This is a genomic window from Collimonas sp. (assembly GCF_039923675.1).
In the GTDB taxonomy this organism is placed as follows: domain Bacteria; phylum Pseudomonadota; class Gammaproteobacteria; order Burkholderiales; family Burkholderiaceae_D; genus Collimonas.
In genome coordinates this window covers 13,256-29,099 of record NZ_JBDTCG010000039.1, presented here as the reverse complement: position 1 = coordinate 29,099, position 15,844 = coordinate 13,256, and the positions used below count along the sequence as shown (strand labels likewise).

The following is a 15,844-nucleotide window of genomic DNA, read 5'->3' as shown; positions in this document are numbered from 1 at the left end:
CAAACTGAATCCACGAACAGGAGCCGGCGAGCGATTGCCGGGCTATATGGCGCGAAAGAATTTTGATTTAATCGTTTTTGATTGGGATGGCACCTTGATGGACAGCACCGCCATCATCGTGAAATGCATACAGGCCGCAGCCAAGGACCTGGGACTGCCGATTCCGGACAACAAGGCCGCCGCACATGTGATCGGGCTTGGTCTGGCTGAAGCGATGCAACTGGCGATGCCGGGCCTGGAAGCGAGCCAGTATCCGCGGGTGGTGGAGCGCTATCGCTATCACTACCTGGCGCAGGACCAAGACCTGACCCTGTTCGACGGTGTGCGCGAAATGCTGGCCGATCTGTCGCAGCAAGGATATTTCCTGGCGATCGCCACCGGCAAGAGCCGGGTCGGGCTGAATCGCGCCTTGCATGAGACCAAGCTGCTGTCGGTGTTTGACGCTACCCGCTGCGCCGACGAAACCTTCTCCAAGCCGCATCCGGCCATGTTGCAGGAATTGACGCGAGAGCTGGGCCAGGATTTGAAGCGCACCGTGATGATCGGCGACACCACGCATGATTTGCAAATGGCGATCAATGCCGGCGCCGCAGGAATTGCAGTCCAGTACGGCGCGCATCCGGCGCATGAACTGAACGCGTTGAAGCCATTGTTCAGTGCGACCTCGACGCCGCAATTGCACGACTGGCTGATCAATAATGCCTGATGCCAGGTCCATGCCAATGAGAGTGTTGCACGATGTCTGAGCAAGCCGTAATCAATCTGAACCCGAACCCGGGTCCGCGAATTCCCATTTGCGCCTCCTCTGCATTGGCTGAGCGCGGCAAGGGTGTGCGTTTTCCGGTGACGGCCTGGGGCGACGATGCGGTGGCGTTTGCGATTCGCTACGACAATGTGGTCCATGCTTATCTCAATCGTTGCGCGCACGTGGCGATGGAACTGGATTGGAACGAGGGCGATTTTTTCGAGTCCAGCGGCTTGTACCTGATGTGCGCCACGCATGGCGCCGTGTATGAGCCGGAGACCGGGAGATGCGCCGGCGGTCCCTGTCGCGGTGGCCGTTTGCACAAGATTGTAGTTGAAGAAAGCAATGATCAGGTGTTCTGGATCCCTGATGAATACGTGCGGCCGGCAATCGCCTGACGAGGTATTGAATGATCTTGGATAATTGACGTGAGTGAGCACCATGAGCAATAACGAATTTGATAATGTGGATTCTGCCGTGCCGGAAAAAAAAGCAGGCTGGGAACGCGAGCTGTTGGAAAAGCTGGCATTTGCATCGTTGCGTGAACAGCGTGCGCGGCGTCGCTGGGGTATTTTCTTCAAGCTGGCGGTGCTTGGCGTGATCGGCTTTGCATTTTGGCTGGGCATGAATTACGAAGGCTCGGATACGCAAACCGTCGGCGCCCATACCGCGCTGGTCAAGATCAATGGCGCGATCGAATCGGAAGGCAACGGCTCGGCCGGCGTGGTCGTGCCCGCACTCGATAATGCCTTCGCCGCCGATGATTCGGTCGGTGTGATCTTGCGCATCAACAGTCCGGGTGGCAGTCCGGTGCAAGCCGGTATCATCAATGATGAGATCACACGCTTGCGCAAGGAGTATCCGAAAAAACCTTTGTATGTAGTGGTCGACGAGATGTGCGCTTCCGGCGGTTACTACATCGCCGCTGCGGCCGACAAGATCTATGTCAACAAAGCCAGTATCGTTGGCTCCATCGGCGTGCTGATGGATGGTTTCGGCTTCACCGGCTTGATGGACAAGGTCGGCGTTGAGCGGCGTCTGCTGACGGCGGGCGAGAACAAGGGTTTCCTTGATCCGTTCAGCCCGATGAGTGCGACCCAAAAGGGCTATGCGCAAACCATGCTGGCTGAAATTCATCAGCAGTTCATCGACGTTGTCCGCAAGGGCCGCGGCGCGCGCCTGAAGGAAACGCCAGAAACTTTCTCCGGCTTGTTCTGGAGCGGCTCAAAGGCCATCGACATGGGACTCGCCGATGGTTACGGTACGGTGGATAGCGTTGCGCGCGATGTCTTGAAGCAGGAAGATATTGTCGACTACACCAAGAGCGAAGGCTTGCCTGAGCGCGTGCTGAAAAAATTCGGCGTGGCGATGGGCGCCGGCGTGGTGCAGTCGCTTGCAAATGAAGTAAGGCCAAGCCTGCGTTGAATTTTCGGCACTGATTTTTTCGCGCTGGATGTCAGCGTTAAGCTTTATTCAACAGCCCGCCTGCAAGAAATTGCCGGCGGGCTTTTTAGTAAAAATAACGAATGTTGAAAGCCTCATAAGGTAATACCGTATTACCGTAATTCGCCTTGTATCTTCGCGATCCTGGCGTATATTAAAGGGACTAAAGGAAAAGCGAACGGAGGAGGCGAATATCGAAATAGCAAACTCGTTGGCCACTCAGTTGATATTGTTTTGGTAGCAAAAAATCATTCCAGCTGCAATACAACCCCTTGCATTGGAATAATTTTTGATTACTGGACAACCCACCGCATCATGGATGCGGCACCGAGAAGTTTTCGACTTCTCAACCCCTGTCTTTCGAGACTAGCAAGAACGGCGTCGGCGCAATACCGATGCCGTTTTGCATTTTGGAAGCCGGTTTTTTATGATGCAAGAAAAAACATTTCGCACGAAATACGCGAACAAATTTTTCCGTGCTTTTCGTGTATTTCGTGGACAAAAAATTACTGCGCCAAAAATAAAAATACAGTCGGCTTTTTGTGGAAGTCCGGATGTTTGCCTGCCACGAGTGCCGTCTTCCATTTGGCTGCGGTTTGCGTCCGGATGGTTTCCGATGGCAGGGTCAGGTCGGTGGCGACGCAGATCAGCGTGCCGGGCTGGCAATTGTTGGCCAGCGCTTCAAGGAATGCGCCGTTACGATAAGGCGTTTCAATGAACAGCTGCGTCTGCTGGTCTTGGCGCGAACGCAGCTCCAATGCCTTGATGCGTTTGCTGCGCAGATCCGCATCGGTCGGCAGGTAGCCGTTGAAAGCGAAGCTCTGGCCGTTGAGGCCGCTGCTCATGACGGCCAGCAGCAGCGAAGACGGGCCCACCAGCGGCCGTACTTGAATGTTATGGGTATGCGCCAGCCGCACCAGATTGGCGCCGGGATCCGCTACCGCCGGTACGCCGGCTTCCGAGATCAGGCCCGCGTCCTGGCCTGCCAGGATAGGCGCCAACAAGGCCGGCAATGCGGCGCTCGCGGTGTTTACATTCAATTCGGCGATGTGGATTTCTTGCAGCGGCTTGGCCAGCGGCTGGGCGGCGTCGACCAGTTTCAGGAACGCGCGGGTGGTCTTTGCATTTTCGGCAATGAAGTAATCGAGCCTGGCGGTAAGCGCCTGGACTTCAACCGGAATGATGGCGGCCAGCGGTTGCGCCAGATCGGCATCGCTTTGACCAAGGGTGTTGGGAATTAAATACAGGATACCTTGCATGGGTCTACTTTAACGGTTCTACTTTGTGAAAAACGGAAGGGCGGCGCGGCGTAGCATACTGGTCAGCGCAATCAATGGCAATCCGGTCAGAGCGGTAGGATCAGTGCTTTCGATTTTTTCCAGGATGGCAATGCCCAAGCCTTCGTTCTTGGCGCTGCCGGCGCAATCATAAGGTTGTTCAATGCGCAAGTAGGCGTCGAGCTCGGCGTCAGGCAAGTTGCGGAAAGTGACGAACGTCTGGATGTTTTCAAGCTGTGCTGCAGCGTCGGCCTGTTTTTCCCTGCCATCCCATAAACACAGGGCGGTATGAAAAATGACCCGGCGGCCACGCATTTTCTGCAATTGCTTCATTGCGTTATCGTGGTTGCCGGGTTTGCCGATTTGTTCGCCGTCCAGTGTGGCGACCTGGTCCGAGCCGATTACCAGCGCGCCCGGCGCCGCCAACGCTATCGCGCGCGCCTTGTCCAGCGCCAGGCGCAACGCCGTGGCCTCAGGCGTTTCGCCGGGGAGCGGGGCCTCGTCGATATCCGGCGCCATGACTTCGAATGGAATTTGTAGCCGGGAAAGCAATTCTTTGCGGTATTTTGAGCTGGAGCCCAGGATCAGGCGCGGCAGGGGTGGTAACATATTGGATGCGGTCGTCTGTTGGTTGGTCTGTTGTAAAGAGGCCATGATTTCCGCCATTTGAGCGCCTGTCCGGTGATAAAAGGCGGAAAATACGCTAACACTTTGACGAATAAAGGAAAAGGCTGCTATTATCGCAGGTTTTCCGGGTTCGGCTGAGTTCGGCTATATTTATGAGTGCATTTGTAATCGACGCCTTTGAGTATTCGCGCCATAAAGAGCGCCGTGAAGGCGAAATCGCTGTGGCTGACCTGAGTCGCCTGGCAGATGAGTCGGCAGACCGCTCCGGCGTGCTGCACTGGGTACTGGTCGGCGGCGCTGATTCCTTGGGTCATCCGCAATTGACGATGTCGGTCACCGGCGCGATCAAGATCATGTGTCAACGTTGCCTGACGCCATTTGCCTTCGATATCGACGCGGAATCCGTGCTGGTGTTGGCAAAAGATGAAGAAAGCGCCGATGAAATCGATGCGCTGCTTGATAATGACGAGATTGATGTCATCGTCGGCACCAAATCACTGAATATTGTTGAATTGATTGAAGACGAGGCCTTGCTGGCCTTGCCGCTCTCGCCCAAGCATCCGGTTTGTCCGGACCAGTCTGCGCTGGAAGGCTTGAAGAGTAGCAAGAAAGAGTCGCCATTCGCGATGCTCAAGAATTTGAAGCAACAATGATGTAAATAGAGTCTGTAATGGATTCGATAAGGAATTGCGGTAAATTTGTCGCGCTGATTTTCACAGTCGTAGAGTGTGATTTTGATGATGTGTGACTAAGGTGTGGCAATAGGCAGTAAAATCCGCGCATACAAACGCGGCAGGAGTATCCAGCCTTTCCCTGTTCTGAGGGTTGGATATGTTAAACTTTAAGATCTTAAGAAAGCAGGAGTTATCATGGCAGTTCAACAAAATAAGAAGACCCCATCGAAGCGCGGCATGCATCGCGCCCACGATTTTCTGGTTGCACCTCCGCTGGCTATCGAGCCAACGACTGGTGAAACACATCTGCGTCACCACATCAGCCCGAACGGCTTTTACCGTGGCCGTAAAGTATTGAAGACCAAGAACGACGAGTAATTTCTGTTCTTGTGATGCAGGTTGAAGGCGGCGCGATGAGTTTTTCTCAGCAGCGCCGTTTTTGTATGTGGAAGGGTGGAATAATTCCCCGCGTCATTTTGAATCACGCCCAATCTGCCTCATAATGTATGGGTTGTAGGCACTGAATCAAAACAATGACAATTAAAATTTCTATTGACTGCATGGGTGGCGATCACGGCCCGTCGGTTACCGTACCTGCTGCTGTTTCATTCGCCAATCGCCAGCCTGAGGCTGAGCTGGTATTGGTTGGTCTCGAAGATGAAATCCGGGCCCAGCTGAAAAAGCACAAGGCCAGCGCCCATCCGCGGCTGTCGGTACTGCACGCATCCGAAGTGGTGACGATGGACGATTCCATCGAAACCGCGTTGCGCCGTAAAAAAGACTCTTCAATGCGTGTCGCCCTGCGTCTGGTCAAGGACGAGCAGGTGCAGGCTTGCGTCTCGGCTGGCAACACCGGCGCCCTGATGGCGGTTTCCCGTTATCTGCTCAAGACTTTGCATGGCGTGGACCGTCCTGCGATCTGTACGCTGCTACCGAATCAAAAAGACCGTCCGACCTACATGCTCGATCTTGGCGCCAACGTCGATTGCGAACCGCAGCATTTGCATCAGTTCGCCTTGATGGGCTCGGCGCTGGTATCCGCCATGGAAGGCAAGCCACGGCCGACCATCGGTTTGCTGAATGTCGGCGAGGAAGATATCAAGGGCAACGAAGTGGTCAAGCTGACCGCTGAATTGCTGCGCGCGGATCATGAAAAGGGCATCCTGAATTTCTATGGCAATGTCGAGGGCAACGATATCTACGAAGGCACCACCGACATCGTCGTCTGCGACGGCTTCGTCGGCAATGTCACGCTCAAGGCATCCGAAGGGCTGGGGCGTTTCGTCAAGATCGTATTGACCACCGAATTCAAGAGCGGCATCCTTAACATGCTGGGCGCCGTGATTGCGAGCGGCGCCATCAAGGCCATCTCGCGCCGCCTCAATCCATCGCGTTATAACGGCGCCAGCCTGCTCGGCTTGCGCGGGCTGGTTTTCAAGAGCCACGGCGGCGCAGACGCCTATGGTTACGAATGGGCCATACAGCGCGCATTCGACGCAGCCAAATATGATGTATTGTCTCGTATTGCGACCACGATTGCGGAGCTGATGCCGCAAGCCGATGCCGCGCCCAAGGCTGCCGAAGCAGGCGTGGGCGAGGGCGCCGGTGAAATCGTCAATACTGAATCAACCCAACAAAAGACAGCATGACTACATTTAGCAAAATTGTCGGTACCGGCAGCTATTTGCCGCCGAAGCGGGTAAGTAATCAAGAACTCACCGAGCAGCTCGCTGCGAAGGGGATTGAAACATCCCATGAATGGATTTTTTCGCGCAGCGGTATCGCTGCCCGCCACTATGCGGAAGCCGATGTGCAATCGAGCGACCTCGCTGTCGCGGCAGCCAGGCAGGCGCTGGACATGGCGCGCATGCAGGCTGACGACATCGACCTGATCATCGTCGCCACCTCGACGCCGGACTATTTCGGCGGCTTTCCGAGCACTGCCTGCGTGGTGCAGCAAAAGCTTGGCATCACCACCGGCGGCGCAGCGTTTGACGTGCAGGCCGTGTGCAGCGGTTTCGTGTATGCGGTATCGATTGCGGACAGTTTCATCAAGTCTGGCGCGCACAAGAATGTGCTGGTGATCGGCACTGAAGTTTTTTCGCGGATCCTGAATTTCGAAGACCGCACCACTTGCGTTCTGTTTGGCGACGGCGCCGGCGCGGTAATCATGACCGGCTCCGCCGAGCCTGGCATCCTGGCTACCAAGCTGCATGCCGATGGCCGCTATAAAGATATTCTTTGCGTACCAGGCAAGGTGAGTTCGGGCGTAGTCGAAGGCAGTGCTTTCTTGTACATGGATGGCCAGGCGGTATTCAAGCTGGCAGTCTCGGTGCTGGAAAAGGTCGCCAACGAAACGCTGCAAATCGCCGGCATGGCGGCGTCCGAGATCGACTGGCTGATCCCGCATCAAGCCAATATCCGCATCATGCAAAGCACAGCCCGCAAACTGGGTCTGGATAACGAGCGCATGGTGGTAACGGTAGATCAGCACGGCAATACGTCGGCGGCATCGATCCCGTTGGCGCTGGACAAGGCAGTGCGCGATGGCCGCGTCAAGCCTGGACAGAATGTCATGATGGAAGGTGTCGGCGGCGGTTTTACCTGGGGCGCCATATTGGCGCGCATGTAAATCAGCTAAGTGCATTGCCATCCACGCGACAGGTTGCACTGTAATCTCCGGTGTCTTCCGGCGTGTTGTTTAATAATAAAATTGATACCCACAGGTTAGGCATGAATAAATTCGCATTCGTTTTCCCGGGCCAGGGTTCGCAGGCCGTTGGCATGTTGAACGGTTTCACCGATAACCCGGTAGTGAAAGACACCGTTGCAGAAGCTTCTGAAGCGCTGCAGTTCGATCTCGGCAAGTTGATTGCCGAAGGACCGAAAGAAGAGCTGGACCTGACCACCAATACGCAGCCGGTCATGCTGACTGCGGCGGTTGCCTGCTACCGTGCCTGGCTGGCGGCGGGCGGCAAAGCGCCGGCGCTGGTGGCTGGTCACAGCCTGGGTGAATATTCGGCGCTGGTGGCCGCCGGCGTGATCGCATTCAAGGATGCCGTGCCGCTGGTGCGTTTCCGCGCGCAAGCGATGCAGCAAGCGGTGCCGGTCGGACAGGGCGGCATGGCGGTTATTCTGGGTTTGTCGGATGAAGACGTACGTGCAGTCTGCGTGGCGGCGGCGCAAGGTGAAATCGTCGAAGCGGTGAATTTCAATGCGCCGGCGCAGGTGGTGATTGCCGGTCATAAGGGCGCGATTGAGCGCGCTTGTGTGGCGGCGAAAGAAAAAGGTGCAAAACGTGCCTTGCCATTGCCGGTATCGGCCCCATTTCATTCCTCGCTGTTGAAGCCGGCTTCGGATCGTCTGCGTGAATACATGCAAGACCTGGTTTTCTCGGCGCCGCAGATAGCCTTGATCAATAATGTCGATGTCGCCATTGTCAGCGATCCGCAAGCTATCAAGGACGCGCTGGTGCGGCAGGCTGCAAGCCCGGTACGCTGGGTGGAAACGGTGCAGAAAATTGCCGCCGAAGGCGTCACCCATGTGGTTGAATGCGGTCCGGGCAAGGTTCTTGCTGGGTTGACCAAGCGTATTAATGACAGCCTGATCGGCGCGATGATTCTCGATCAGGCGTCGCTGGATAACATGTTGGAGGCATACAAGTGAGTCTAGAGAATACAGGTGTACAAGATCTGGCCGGCCAGGTCGCCCTGGTTACCGGCGCTTCGCGTGGCATCGGTCGTGCGATTGCGCTGGAGCTGCTCAAACGCGGTGCCAAGGTGATCGGCACCGCGACCTCGGAAGCCGGCGCCGCCGCCATTACGGAATACATGCAAGCCGGCCGGCCTGGCAATGGCCGCGGCATCGTGCTGAACGTCAATGACGCTCCGGGCTGTGCCGCCGCCGTAGAGCTGATGCAGAAAGAATTTGGCGGTTTGTCGATCCTTGTCAATAATGCAGGCATTACCCAGGATCAGCTGGCGATGCGCATGAAGGACGAAGAGTGGGACGCCGTGATTGCCACCAACCTGACCGCTGTCGCACGTTTGTCGCGCGCCGTCTTGCGTGGCATGATGAAGGCCAAGGCTGGCCGCATCATCAACATCACTTCGGTGGTCGGTTCCGCCGGCAATCCTGGCCAAATGAATTACGCGGCGGCCAAGGCTGGCGTTTCCGGTATGAGCCGGGCGCTGGCGCGCGAAATCGGCAGCCGCAATATCACGGTCAATTGCGTCGCTCCGGGCTTTATCGATACCGACATGACCAAAGACCTGGGCGAGCAGCAAACCGCCGCCTTGCTCCAGCAGATCCCGCTGGGGCGTCTGGGTGCGGCAGAGGATATTGCTGCGGCAGTGGCCTTCCTGGCATCGCCGCAAGCCGGCTACATCACGGGCACCACTTTGCACGTGAATGGCGGCATGTACATGAGTTAAATCGAGCTTTTTCAGGCCTTTTACCAAGGGTCTGTCTTAAGCTTGTTTTAGGCTTGTTTCAGAGTTGAATGTAAGTAGTGGCTATTTAGAAGCTTTTGACATGGTTTAGTTAAAAATTAAAGACTAATGTCGAAAGTAAATTTTCAATGCGCAAACCTGCTAAAATGCGCGCACTTTCTGTAACCTAATGGAGGCATCACATGTCCGATATCGAACAACGCGTTAAAAAAATCGTCGCTGAGCAACTGGGCGTCGCAGAAGCTGACATCAAGATCGAATCGTCGTTTGTCAACGATCTGGGTGCTGATTCGCTCGACACCGTTGAATTGGTGATGGCACTGGAAGATGAGTTCGAAATGGAAATCCCTGACGAACAAGCTGAAAAGATCACTACAGTGCAACAAGCAATCGATTACGCTAAGGCCCACGTCAAGGCAGCCTAAGCAAGCTTTGAATGTATCCAGGAGAACCGCTTGAGCCGCACACGTGAACGCCGCGTTGTGATAACCGGCCTGGGTTGCATTTCACCGGTCGGCAATACTATTGCCGATGCGTGGAATGCGATTATTTCAGGCAAATCGGGTATCGCAACCATCACCAAGTTTGACGCCACTGCTTTTTCCACGCGCTTTGCGGGAGAAGTGAAGGGTTTCAATATCGAAGATTACATTCCGGCCAAAGACGCACGGCATATGGATACGTTTATCCACTATGGCATGGCGGCGGGAATGCAGGCGATGCAAGACAGTGGCCTGGAAGTAACTGAAACTAATGCTGAGCGGATAGGCGTCATCATCGGCTCCGGCATTGGTGGCTTGCCTTTGATCGAAGAAACGCATGCCGAACTGACTAGCCGCGGCCCGCGCCGCATCAGTCCGTTCTTCATTCCGGCGTCGATCATCAACATGATTTCCGGCAATCTGTCGATCAAATACGGTCTGAAAGGACCGAATCTGGCGATAGTCACCGCCTGCACCACGGGCTTGCATTGTATTGGTGCGGCCGGCCGCATGATTCAGTACGGCGATGCCGATGTGATGATTGCCGGCGGTGCGGAATCCAGCGTGTCGCCGTTGGGCGTTGGCGGTTTTGCATCGGCGCGCGCCTTGTCGTCGCGTAACGATGATCCCGCTACCGCTTCGCGTCCTTGGGACAAGGACCGGGACGGTTTCGTATTGGGCGAGGGCGCCGGCGTGCTGGTGCTCGAAGAATACGAACACGCCAAGGAGCGCGGCGCCAAGATCTATGCGGAATTGCTCGGCTTCGGCATGAGCGGCGATGCTTATCACATGACCGCGCCAAGCCTGGACGGCCCGCGCCGTTGCGTTGGCAATGCCTTGCGCGATGCAGGCGTCAACCCTGACGAAGTGCAGTACCTGAATGCGCATGGGACGTCAACGGGGTTGGGCGACAAGAATGAAACGGACGCCATCAAGGCGGCTTTCGGCGATCACGCCTACAAGCTGGTGGTGAATTCCACCAAGTCGATGACCGGGCATTTGTTGGGTGGCGCTGGTGGCCTGGAGTCGGTATTTACCGTCCTGGCTCTGCATAACCAGATTTCACCACCGACAACGAATATCTTCAATCAGGATCCTGAATGTGATCTTGATTATTGTGCAAATATCGCACGGGATATGAAAATCGACATCGCAGTCAAAAACTCATTCGGCTTTGGCGGCACGAATGGCACCCTGGTTTTTGGCAAAATCTGAATTTTTGCAACAGTGCTTTGAACCGGTCTCTCTGGCGACCGGTTCAAAATTCGCTTCAAGTTAGCCATCATGTCGATCGCTCTCTCAGCCGTTGTCAAGCCATCCAGGCTGTTGTTTACCTTGGTAGCAACTGAATGCGCGCTGGTTGGACTGGTAGGCATCCTGATTGCATACGGTAATGTAGGCAATTTGCTATTGCCAGAACGCTTGGCCTTGGCCACACTATGCCTGTTGGCGGCAGCTTACGGCATGCTGCACTTCTATCGAGACCGGCGCACAATTCAAGTCAATATTTCCGCCACCGGCCAAATCCGGATTGCCGAAATTATCGCGCCAATTGCTATAAATGCAAGCCCAGTCTCAATACCGACACCGACACTGATGCTGATGCCTGCAGAATTGCTGCAAGGCACCACCATCTGGTCACATTTACTGTTGCTGCGCCTTCGATTGGCTAGCGGCTCAGTCCGAACAATCGCTATACTGCCTGATTGTGTTTCTAAAGATTCCTTTAGAGTTTTGTCCGTGGCGTGCCGCTGGATTGCGGCACATGCGAACCGTAAGAACGGCGCGGACAAAACAAGGGTCACCGGATTGGCAAATGAATAAGCCGTTCATTGAACTTATGTTATTGCTTACTATCTATGCCCGGGCCCGTATGCACGTCGCAACAAAACAAGGGAATGGGGATTGACGACAGAACGCGAAATTGATCAACTGCTTGTCGAACGCGTTCAGCGTGGCGATAAGAAGGCGTTCGAGCTGCTGGTTATCAAATACCAGCGAAAGCTAATGCGTCTTGTTTCGCGGCTGGTACGCGATCAGGCAGAAGCCGAGGATGTTGTGCAGGAAGCTTTTATCAAGGCTTACCGGGCGCTGCCTCAGTTCAGGGGCGACTCGGCCTTTTACACCTGGCTGTATCGCATTGGTATTAATACTGCCAAGAACTATTTGGTGACCCAAGGCCGCAGGGCGCCGACCTCGACTGAAGCAAATTCAGAAGAAGCAGAAACTTTTGACGACGGCGAGCAACTAAGGGATATAAACACTCCTGAATCTTTGCTGGCCACCAAGCAGATAGCACAAACCGTGAATACTGCAATGGAGGCTTTGCCGGCAGAGCTGCGTACGGCAATCACCTTGCGTGAGATCGAGGGTTTGAGTTATGACGAAATTGCTGAGGCAATGGGGTGTCCGATAGGTACGGTACGCAGTCGGATATTTAGGGCACGGGAAGCTATCGCAGATAAGTTGAGGCCATTGCTGGGTACGGCCATCGACAAACGTTGGTAAAAACGTTGTTAAAAAAAAGATAGTGGTTTTTCGGGAACGAAGGGGTTGGCCAGGTTTTAAGGTGACTTATGAATACCAAAGATATGACCCAAGAGCAGATCTCTGCCTTGGCTGATGGGGAGTTATCCGGCGCCTATGTGGATATGGCGCTGGCGGCCTTGCGTCAAACAGACGGTCGCGACACATGGGATGTCTATCACCAGATAGGCGACATCATGCGTTCGGACGATATGGCGTTGACCATGAGTGCGGGTTTTTCCGCACGCATGTCGGCGTTGCTGGATGCCGAGCCGACGATCATTGCCGCACCTCTGGCCGTCACCATGCAGCCTTCCGAGCAGATCGCTGTCGGCGGCGGCCAGCCTATGCGCGTCGGTGTGATGGGCGGTAGACGCAATATCAAACGCTTTGCCCTGCCGGGCATGGCGGCGGCGGCAGTTGCGGCGGCTGCATTCATCATCTCGCCGCAATTGGCAGTGGTGAGTGGTCCGGCCCAAGGCCCGGCCCAGGCATCTGCAGTGGTGGCGACGCCGCAACTGGCCCTGGCGTCCTCCGCTGGCGACGTTCGTGTCATGACGCACGCCGGAGAAGTGTTGCGTGATTCGCGGATGGATGAATATCTATCGGCGCATCAGCGTTTCTCTCCTTCCCTCTATAGTGCTGCGCAATACGCACGGCCAGCCAAATTTGCACCTGATGCTGATAACTAATATGCGGCAGACGCGAGGGCAGACGCGATTTTTGCTAGGAGTTTTGCTGTCGTTCATGATAGTGCTTTCCGCCCAGGCGGAAGGTCCGGATGCCGGAAATGCAGCGGCAAATGCCGCTGACAAGCAGGATGCGCAAGCTTTGCTGAAAAAAATTCAGTCGGCGGCGCAAAAGTTGAATTATTCCGGCACCTTCATTTATCAACAGGCGAATCAGATACGGACTTCACGTATTACGCATGTGCTCGAAGGCCGCAATGAAATAGAAAAACTGGAAATCCTCGACGGTCAGCCGCGCGAGTATATCCGGCGCAATGAAGACGTCACCGGCTACATGCCGGAGACGAAAACCAAGATCGTCGAGAAGCGCGTCACCCAGGATGGTTTTCCTGCCATCCTGGCGGCGCTGCCGTCGGACTTGAGCGATTACTACAATATAAAAATGGGCGAGACCGGACGCGTTGCCGGTTTCGATTGCCAGGCTGTGCTGCTGGAGCCGAAGGACAACATGCGCTACGGTTACAAGCTGTGGGCGGAAAAGAATTCCGGCTTGCTGCTGCGCGCGCAGACCTTGAACAGCAAGAATGAAATCATCGAACAGATTTCGTTTACCCAGATTGGCATCGGCAATGTCGACCACCGCAGCCTGAAACCGAGTTTTGGCAATACCAATACCTGGCATACGGAAAGCAATGTCATCAATCCGGCCAATCTGAACGAGTGGACTGTCACCGGCATGCCTGCCGGTTTCAAGAAAGTACGCGAACTCAAGCGCATGGTGATGGACGCGCCGCCGCCGGCCGCCAAGAGCAGCGCCGGCGCGCCGCAACCGGCAGCGCGGCGCGAAGTGTCGCAATTGATTTTTTCGGATGGACTGGTGGCGATTTCGATCTTCATCGAACCGGGCAGCCAAAGTCGTACCGAGGGCTCCTTGCAACAGGGAGCGCTGAATATCGTTGGCAAGCGGCAGGGCGATTACTGGTTGACGATTGTTGGCGACGTGCCGCCGGCGGCAATGAGGCAGGTGGCGAATTCGATTGAACTCAAAAACAAATAAAATTTTATGACTATGAAAATGCCGGCTCCGTTTCGTGGTGTTATATCTGCAATGGCAGTCACTGCGACGGCAGCTTTTTTTGTTCCCGCCATGGTTGGCGTCGGACCCCAGGCAATCGCCGCTCCGGTGGCCGGCTTGCCGGACTTTACCGACATCGTTGAAAAAACCGGTCCTGCCGTAGTCAATATCCGCACCACTGAAAAAGTCAAGACCGGCTCCGGCCAAGGTGATTCCGGCGACCCTGGCGACGACGAGATGCAAGAATTTTTCCGTCGCTTCTTCGGCGTCCCGGTGCCCAATGTACCGCGGCCGCAAGTCCCTGGCCAGCGTGGCCGCAAGGCTGATCCCAAGGCGCAGGAAGAAGTGCCGCGCGGGGTTGGTTCCGGCTTCGTGATTTCCGCCGACGGTTATGTGATGACCAACGCGCACGTGATCGACGGCGCCAGCGAAGTCTATGTCACCCTGACCGACAAGCGTGAATTCAAGGCCAAGGTGATCGGCGCCGATACCCGCAGCGACGTGGCCTTGCTAAAAATCGACGGCAGCAATCTGCCGCGCCTGACGATGGGCGATTCCGACAAGATCAAGGCGGGCGAATGGGTGCTGGCGATCGGCTCGCCATTCGGTCTGGAAAACACCGTTACCGCCGGCATCATTTCGGCCAAGGCGCGCGACACCGGCGATTACCTGCCGCTGATTCAAACCGATGTGGCGGTGAATCCCGGCAATTCCGGTGGTCCGCTGATCAATATGCGCGGCGAAGTAGTCGGCATCAATTCGCAAATCTACAGCCGCTCCGGCGGTTTCATGGGGATTTCGTTTGCGGTCCCTATCGACGAAGCGATGCGCGTCTCGGACCAGCTGAAAACCTCGGGCAAGGTTACCCGTGGCCGTATCGGCGTGCAAATCGGCGAAGTCACCAAGGATGTGGCTGAATCGCTGGGCTTGCCAAAGGCGGAAGGCGCACTGGTGGCGCGGGTCGAGCCGGATGGTCCTGCCGCCAAGGCGGGCTTGCAGGCCGGCGACATCATCTTGAAATTCAACGGTACGGCGATCGAGAAGGCCAATGATCTGCCGCGTCAGGTCGGCAATACCAAGCCCGGCGCGCGCGGCACCATCAGTGTCTGGCGCAAGGGCAGCAGCCGCGACTTCCCGATCATGATCACGGAACTGGCCGCCGATAAAGTCGCTACGGACGACGATGCCAAGCCGAAGAAAGAGCAGCAGGTAGCGAATGCGCTCGGCCTGATCGTCAGCGATTTGAACGACGCCAAGAAGAAAGAGCTAGGCGTGGAAGGCGGAGTGCTGATCGAGTCGGCCGAGGGCAGCGCGGCGCGGGTCGGCCTGCGCACCGGCGACGTGGTGCAGCGCCTGAACAATACCGATATCAAGGATACCAAACAGTTCAACGCTCTGGTGACCAAGCTGGAGCCGAAGAAAATGGCGGTGCTGCTGGTGCGCCGTGGTGAATCATCGCAATTCGTGCCGCTGCGTCCGGGCAGCTGATGTAGCCGGTGTTGTTTGCCAGAAGCTGCAGATCGTCCGGATCTGCAGCTTTTTGTTTTCCAGGGACGCTCTGTTTAAAAGCCTGAACGCATGTCGACACCGCATTTCACTTTATATAGCCGCTCTTATTGCCATCTCTGCGAAGACATGCTGCAGGCATTGCTGGCGTTAAGGGCTGCCGATGAGGGCGATGCGGGCTGGTTTACTGTCGATGTGATCGATGTCGACGCCGATCCCGGGCTGGTGGCGAAATACGATGAACTGGTGCCGGTGCTGACGGGCAATAAAAATGGGCAGGAAGCGATGCAGCTTTGCCACTATTTTCTTGACCAGGAATCGGTGAATCGCTTTTTGAATGACTGATTAT

19 protein-coding genes are annotated in these 15,844 nt (G+C 55.7%); 17 read left to right on the top strand and 2 right to left on the bottom strand.

The genetic code is table 11. The features are described 5' to 3' along the window. The first annotated feature begins 46 nt into the window (after nucleotides 1–46). The 3 genes from ABI171_RS07595 to ABI171_RS07585 are packed head-to-tail and all read left to right on the top strand — an operon-like array spanning nucleotide 47 to nucleotide 2,170. On the top strand, nucleotides 47–706 hold the full coding sequence (locus ABI171_RS07595) for an HAD-IIIA family hydrolase (RefSeq protein ID WP_348091962.1): 660 nt from the start codon (nucleotides 47–49) through the stop codon (nucleotides 704–706). Between the two features lie 32 nt (nucleotides 707–738). Next, entirely contained in the window at nucleotides 739–1,143 is a 405-nt protein-coding gene (locus ABI171_RS07590; protein ID WP_348091961.1) for a Rieske 2Fe-2S domain-containing protein, read from the top strand. 43 nt (nucleotides 1,144–1,186) lie between these two features. After that, nucleotides 1,187–2,170 carry a S49 family peptidase gene (locus ABI171_RS07585; protein WP_348091960.1) on the top strand — a complete coding sequence of 328 codons (984 nt, stop codon included), beginning with the start codon at nucleotides 1,187–1,189 and terminating at the stop codon, nucleotides 2,168–2,170. A gap of 524 nt (nucleotides 2,171–2,694) precedes the next feature. Here the strand turns inward: ABI171_RS07585 and ABI171_RS07580 are convergent. Then, nucleotides 2,695–3,447 carry an SAM-dependent methyltransferase gene (locus ABI171_RS07580; protein ID WP_348091959.1) on the bottom strand — a complete coding sequence of 251 codons (753 nt, stop codon included), beginning with the start codon at nucleotides 3,445–3,447 and terminating at the stop codon, nucleotides 2,695–2,697. 18 nt (nucleotides 3,448–3,465) lie between these two features. Further along, the gene (locus tag ABI171_RS07575) at nucleotides 3,466–4,074 is read right to left on the bottom strand and encodes a Maf-like protein (protein ID WP_348091958.1); all 609 of its coding nucleotides are present in this window, start codon (nucleotides 4,072–4,074) and stop codon (nucleotides 3,466–3,468) included. A 170-nt stretch (nucleotides 4,075–4,244) separates the two neighbouring features. Between ABI171_RS07575 and ABI171_RS07570 the strand changes: the two genes are divergently transcribed. The 14 genes from ABI171_RS07570 to ABI171_RS07505 all read left to right on the top strand — a co-directional run bounded on the left by ABI171_RS07570 (nucleotide 4,245) and on the right by ABI171_RS07505 (nucleotide 15,840). Further along, a complete protein-coding gene (locus ABI171_RS07570) occupies nucleotides 4,245–4,745 on the top strand; it encodes a YceD family protein (protein ID WP_348091957.1) in 501 nt (166 codons plus the stop codon). A gap of 216 nt (nucleotides 4,746–4,961) precedes the next feature. After that, nucleotides 4,962–5,144, top strand: a complete 183-nt coding sequence (gene rpmF / locus ABI171_RS07565; RefSeq protein WP_014006864.1) for a 50S ribosomal protein L32 — start codon at nucleotides 4,962–4,964, stop codon at nucleotides 5,142–5,144. A 155-nt stretch (nucleotides 5,145–5,299) separates the two neighbouring features. Continuing rightward, nucleotides 5,300–6,415 (top strand): phosphate acyltransferase PlsX, encoded by a 1,116-nt coding sequence (plsX, locus tag ABI171_RS07560; RefSeq protein ID WP_348091956.1) that lies wholly within the window; start codon nucleotides 5,300–5,302, stop codon nucleotides 6,413–6,415. Further along, on the top strand, nucleotides 6,412–7,398 hold the full coding sequence (locus tag ABI171_RS07555; protein WP_348091955.1) for a beta-ketoacyl-ACP synthase III: 987 nt from the start codon (nucleotides 6,412–6,414) through the stop codon (nucleotides 7,396–7,398). The genes plsX and ABI171_RS07555 overlap by 4 nt, the downstream gene beginning before the upstream one ends. Before the next feature lie 101 nt (nucleotides 7,399–7,499). After that, nucleotides 7,500–8,432 carry an ACP S-malonyltransferase gene (gene fabD / locus ABI171_RS07550; RefSeq protein WP_348091954.1) on the top strand — a complete coding sequence of 311 codons (933 nt, stop codon included), beginning with the start codon at nucleotides 7,500–7,502 and terminating at the stop codon, nucleotides 8,430–8,432. Next, nucleotides 8,429–9,199 (top strand): 3-oxoacyl-ACP reductase FabG, encoded by a 771-nt coding sequence (gene fabG, locus ABI171_RS07545; protein WP_348091953.1) that lies wholly within the window; start codon nucleotides 8,429–8,431, stop codon nucleotides 9,197–9,199. Before fabD ends, fabG begins: the two co-directional genes overlap by 4 nt. 200 nt (nucleotides 9,200–9,399) lie before the next feature. After that, entirely contained in the window at nucleotides 9,400–9,642 is a 243-nt protein-coding gene (gene acpP, locus ABI171_RS07540; protein WP_038487422.1) for an acyl carrier protein, read from the top strand. 30 nt (nucleotides 9,643–9,672) lie between these two features. Next, the gene (gene fabF, locus ABI171_RS07535; protein ID WP_348091952.1) at nucleotides 9,673–10,914 is read left to right on the top strand and encodes a beta-ketoacyl-ACP synthase II; all 1,242 of its coding nucleotides are present in this window, start codon (nucleotides 9,673–9,675) and stop codon (nucleotides 10,912–10,914) included. Nucleotides 10,915–10,983: 69 nt separating this feature from the next. Then, on the top strand, nucleotides 10,984–11,523 hold the full coding sequence (locus tag ABI171_RS07530; RefSeq protein ID WP_348091951.1) for a flagellar hook-length control protein: 540 nt from the start codon (nucleotides 10,984–10,986) through the stop codon (nucleotides 11,521–11,523). A gap of 81 nt (nucleotides 11,524–11,604) precedes the next feature. Further along, nucleotides 11,605–12,207 (top strand): RNA polymerase sigma factor RpoE, encoded by a 603-nt coding sequence (gene rpoE / locus ABI171_RS07525; RefSeq protein ID WP_348091950.1) that lies wholly within the window; start codon nucleotides 11,605–11,607, stop codon nucleotides 12,205–12,207. A gap of 68 nt (nucleotides 12,208–12,275) precedes the next feature. Continuing rightward, nucleotides 12,276–12,917, top strand: a complete 642-nt coding sequence (locus ABI171_RS07520; RefSeq protein WP_348091949.1) for a sigma-E factor negative regulatory protein — start codon at nucleotides 12,276–12,278, stop codon at nucleotides 12,915–12,917. Between the two features lies 1 nt (nucleotide 12,918). Beyond that, entirely contained in the window at nucleotides 12,919–13,971 is a 1,053-nt protein-coding gene (locus tag ABI171_RS07515; protein ID WP_348091948.1) for a MucB/RseB C-terminal domain-containing protein, read from the top strand. Nucleotides 13,972–14,061: 90 nt separating this feature from the next. Then, on the top strand, nucleotides 14,062–15,477 hold the full coding sequence (locus ABI171_RS07510; protein ID WP_348092008.1) for a DegQ family serine endoprotease: 1,416 nt from the start codon (nucleotides 14,062–14,064) through the stop codon (nucleotides 15,475–15,477). A 90-nt stretch (nucleotides 15,478–15,567) separates the two neighbouring features. Beyond that, nucleotides 15,568–15,840: a glutaredoxin family protein gene (locus tag ABI171_RS07505; RefSeq protein ID WP_348091947.1), complete on the top strand. Its 273-nt coding sequence runs from the start codon at nucleotides 15,568–15,570 to the stop codon at nucleotides 15,838–15,840. The last annotated feature ends 4 nt before the right edge of the window (nucleotides 15,841–15,844 follow it).